At 76.3% G+C, this 531-nt stretch carries 1 protein-coding gene; it reads right to left on the reverse strand.

All coding sequences use genetic code 11. From position 1 onward, the window contains the following. Positions 1–22 precede the first annotated feature (22 nt). Positions 23–531 (reverse strand): methylated-DNA--[protein]-cysteine S-methyltransferase (locus FOE67_RS28060; protein WP_438874331.1); only part of this gene is annotated, 509 nt, incomplete at its 5' end.

The raw sequence follows: 531 nt of genomic DNA on the forward strand, positions 1-531 counted from the left end.
GGCGGACGGGACGGGGAAGGCGTCAGAGCAGCACACCCTCCAGGTGGAGCAGGAACCGCTTGCGGTCCAGGCCGCCGGCGTAGCCGGTGAGGGAGCCGTTGGCGCCCATGACCCGGTGGCAGGGACGGACGACGGTCAGCGGGTTGCGGCCCACCGCCCCGCCGACGGCCCGCACCGAGGCGGCCGGCAGGCCGGCGCGGCGGGCCAGCTCGCCGTAGGTGACGGTGGTGCCGTAGGGGATGGTGTCCAGCGCCTCCCACACCCGGCGGCGGAACTCGGAGGTCGGGGTGCTCAGGGTGAGCGAGAACTCCCGCAGCTCCCCGGCGAAGTAGGCGTCGAGCTGGCGGGCGGCCTCGGTGAAGGCGGTGTCCTCGCGCCGCCAGTGCGGCTGGACCCCGGTGGCGTGCCGCTGGTCGGGGACGGTGATCGAGGCGAGGACACCGGGCTCGGGTCCGGCGAGGACGAGGTCGCCCAGGGGGCCGGGGTGCACGGCGTAGAGCACATCACCGGTCGGGGCGGCCGGGGCGGCGG

The organism is Streptomyces calidiresistens (assembly GCF_014141525.1).
In the GTDB taxonomy this organism is placed as follows: Bacteria; Actinomycetota; Actinomycetes; order Streptomycetales; family Streptomycetaceae; genus Streptomyces; species Streptomyces calidiresistens.